This is a genomic window from Methylocystis sp. (assembly GCF_021731785.1).
GTDB lineage: Bacteria > Pseudomonadota > Alphaproteobacteria > Rhizobiales > Beijerinckiaceae > Methylocystis.
Genome location: NZ_JAKFWS010000085.1, coordinates 1 through 3000, shown reverse-complemented (window position 1 = coordinate 3000; position 3000 = coordinate 1). Strand labels below are relative to the sequence as shown.

3 protein-coding genes are annotated in these 3000 nt (G+C 66.0%); 2 read left to right on the top strand and 1 reads right to left on the bottom strand.

Annotated features, from left to right (window positions below):
• A partial coding sequence (locus tag QZ964_RS14285; protein ID WP_292532316.1) for a DUF3526 domain-containing protein occupies positions 1-954 on the top strand: 954 nt, incomplete at its 5' end.
• On the opposite strand, the gene QZ964_RS14280 is transcribed toward QZ964_RS14285, so the two are convergent.
• The gene (locus tag QZ964_RS14280; RefSeq protein ID WP_292532315.1) at positions 905-1546 is read right to left on the bottom strand and encodes a TetR/AcrR family transcriptional regulator; all 642 of its coding nucleotides are present in this window, start codon (positions 1544-1546) and stop codon (positions 905-907) included. The genes QZ964_RS14285 and QZ964_RS14280 overlap by 50 nt on opposite strands.
• Before the next feature lie 89 nt (positions 1547-1635).
• On the opposite strand from QZ964_RS14280, the gene QZ964_RS14275 reads away from it, so the two are divergent.
• Positions 1636-2994, top strand: coding sequence for a cytochrome P450 (locus QZ964_RS14275; protein WP_292532314.1), 1359 nt, complete (start codon positions 1636-1638; stop codon positions 2992-2994).
• Positions 2995-3000: the final 6 nt, after the last annotated feature.

Sequence of the window (3000 nt, the reverse complement as noted above, 5' to 3'; positions counted from 1 at the left end):
GTCGTTCTGGCGATGGCCTTCAATCTGCTCGCCGGCGAGCGCGAGCAGGGAACGCTGGGCATGACGCTTGCCTCGGCGCGCCGGCCCAGCGCCGCGCTCGCCGGCAAGCTCGCCGCGCGCGTCGCTGCGCCGATCGCCGCGATGCTGCTGGCCGTCGCGGCGGGCGTCTGGATTTTCGCGGGATGGGAGCGCTTCGCGACGCCCGGCTTCGCGGCGCTGCTTTTCGTCGTGCTGCTCTACGGCCTGTTCTGGGCGGCGCTGGCGGCCGCGGTCGACGGGCTCGGGCGGGGCTCGGCGTTCAACGCGCTGACGCTGATCGGGGCCTGGGTGGCGATCACCATGATCCTGCCGGCCGCGATCAACAGCCTCGCCGCCTTCGCGCATCCGGCGCCGTCGCGCATCGAGATGGTGCTGGCGGCGCGCGCCGCTTCGACCGACGCCGACAAATCGCGCGACGCCGCGCTGGCGCGTTACGCCGACGAACATGGCGGCGGCAGGCCGGCGGGGGGCGCCGGCGCCCAGGAGGCGACGCTGCGCCGCCTCGCGACGCAGGAGGCGGCGTTTCAGCGCGTCGAGGCGATCGTCGCCGAGCATGATGCGCAACTCGCCCGCCAGCGCGACATGGCCGACAGGCTCGGCTATCTCTCGCCCGCCTATCTGACATATCAGGCGATGGCCGACATCGCCGGCGCCGGGGAGAAGCGCTATCGCGCCTTTCTCGATCGCATCCGCGCCTTCCATCTCGACTGGCGCGAATTCTTCCTCTCCCGCGCCAAGGCGGGCGCGGCGCTGACGGCGCAGGATTACGCGGCGATGCCGAAATTTACGCGGGCTGATGAAGAATTGATGGGCCGCCCCCCGGCCGGACTCGCCGGCCCGCTCATCGGCGTCGCGCTGCCGATGCTCATTCTCGCGATTTTCGCTTGGCGGGGCTTTCGCCGCTGCAGGATTTGACGGGCGCGGCCGGCTTTTTTTCCTGCGCCGTTTTCTTGGATGCGGGCGCTTCCCCGTCATCTAGTCGGAATATTCGATTTCCCGCCTCGAGAATCCCCGGCATGCGCGGATCGTCGGCGTCGTCGAGCAGCCATTGCAGGCCGACGAGCGCCGCATATTGTAGAAAAGCCGCCGATTGCGGGTCGCTGAGATCGGGGTCGATATAGGACAGCACGCAAGCGAGCCCCTCGATGCGCTTGGCGTCCACTTCGGAGACCGCTTGGCGCACGATGGGTTCGCTCGCGGCGAAGCGGCGCAACGCGCGCTCGAACCGATGATCGAGCGCCATCGGCTGTTCGCGCATCAGTCGCCGCAGCTCATTTGCCGATTGCGCCTGTTCATAGCGCTTGCCGGCTTCGTCGATGACTTGTGCGCGCCAGCGCTCCATCATCGCGCGAAGAAAGGCGTCGCGGTCTTCGAAGTGGTGATAGAAGCTGCCGCGGGTGCGCTGGGCAACCGCCGTCAGGCGATCAATCGTCAGCGCGGCGGACCCCTCCTCGGCGAGGAGCTTCGCGCCGAGCGTCAGCCAATCTTCCTTTCTAAAACGACTCATCGGTTCAGGCTTACACAGTCGACAGCTCTCGCCAAAACCATACTATATGGTATGGTTTGGTCAGGCGATTCGATCCAGGAGGCCCTGCGATGTTTCACGATCCGGATTTCACGCCCGTTGCGCCCAATGAGCGGCCGTCCTGGCGCTCCGCCAAACGCAATTTTCTCGAAAACTGGCCGCCGGCCGCCTATCGCGAAACCTATTTCACGCTTGACGGCTTCTGGCCGTTCGTCGGGCGCACGCATTATCTTACCGATCCCGAACTCATCGAAGACATGCTGATCACCCGCGCGGAGAGTTTTACGCGCGACTTCATCACGGTCGGCGCGCTGTCGTCCGTCATCAACCGCGACGCGCTGTTCTTTGTCGAAGGCGCGGACTGGAAATGGCAGCGGCGCGCCTTGGCGCCCGCCTTCCGACACGACAATCTTCTGGCCCTCACGCCGACATTCGTCGATTGCGCCAAAGCCCAGGCGGAGGCCTGGCGCGCCTCGCCTCGCGCTGCGCCAATCGACGTGATGAACGCCACGTCGAACGTCACTTTCGCGGTCATCGAGAAAGCTGTGCTCGGCGTCACCGGCGCCTTCGATCGCGGAAAGTTTGTCGCCGCCTTGCAGGAGAGTTTCGCCGCGATCTCCTGGTCGCGGATTTTCACCCTGCTTCGACTGCCGACACGGCTGCCGTTTCCGGGGTCATCGAAGATCAATCGGGACATGCGCTACCTCTACGACGAGACCGCGCGCCTCCTGGCGTCGCGGCGTGCATCAGGCGGGCAAACGCAGGCGATCATCGATCGGCTGCTTGCCGCCAAGGATCCCGAAAGCGGCCGGTCGATGACCGACGCCGAACTCATCGCCAATCTCTACGGCTTTCTGGTCGCGGGGCATGAAACGTCGGCGGTCGCGCTCGGCTGGAGCCTGTGGCTGCTGGCCAAGGATCAGGCCTCGCAGGACCGCCTGCGCGACGAAGTGCGCGCGATCGCCGGCGACGCCGACATCAGCGGCGAGACGATCGAAAAACTGCAATTTACAAAGCAAGTGATACAGGAATCGATGCGTCTCTTCCCGCCGGCCGCCGCGATCGGGCGACAGCCGCGCGAAGACATGTTGCTCGGGCCGCATAAAATCTCGAAGAACGAGCCGGTCTATGCGGCGCTCTGGGCGCTGCATCGTCACGAGAAACTCTGGGACGCGCCCAACGCTTTCGACCCCGACCGCTTCGCGCCGGAAAAAGCCAAGACGCGCCATCGCTGCGCGTACCTGCCGTTCGGCGCCGGCCCCCGCATCTGCATCGGCATGGGGTTCGCGATGCTGGAGATGGTCGCCATTCTCGCCACGCTCATTCGCGACTTTCGGTTCACGCCGGTCGAGGGTCATCGGCTGGAGCTCGCGCCCGATTTCACGACGCGGCCCAAAGGCGGGTTGCCGCTTCATGTCCGGCCGCTATAAGCGGCG